Origin of the sequence: Micromonospora echinofusca (assembly GCF_017614955.1) — a bacterium.
In the GTDB taxonomy this organism is placed as follows: domain Bacteria; phylum Actinomycetota; class Actinomycetes; order Mycobacteriales; family Micromonosporaceae; genus Micromonospora; species Micromonospora echinofusca_A.
Window position 1 is genome coordinate 1 of sequence record NZ_WVUH01000758.1, and the last position, 407, is coordinate 407.

Consider the following 407-nt stretch of genomic DNA (forward strand, 5'->3'; position numbering starts at 1 on the left):
GCGTTTAAAGCGTACCGCAACAGCTGCTGAAATTAGTCAGTTTGGCAATACACTTTCCTGCGAAAAGAGCGGCAGCTCATCTTCTTCAAATTCAAATACGCCTGCATCCAATACGCCGGCTAACAGCGAGCCATCAACACCAGCGGATAGCGGTAACGATTACTCATTGCAAGCGTGGAGCGGCCAGGAAGGTAGCGAAATTTACCATGTTATTTTCAATGGTAATGTTTACAAGAACGCCTGGTGGGTTGGGTCTAAAGATTGCCCACGGGGTACCAGCGCTGAAAACTCCAATAACCCATGGCGTCTCGAGCGTACAGCTACCGCTGCGGAATTGAGTCAGTACGGTAACCCGACTACCTGTGAAATTGATAACGGCGGCGTCATTGTTGCGGATGGTTTCCAGG

The 407-nt window shown here is 49.9% G+C and carries 1 pseudogene; it reads left to right on the top strand.

The window, feature by feature from the left end:
- Positions 1-407: pseudogene (locus GSF22_RS36090) on the top strand (lysozyme); the annotation flags it as partial.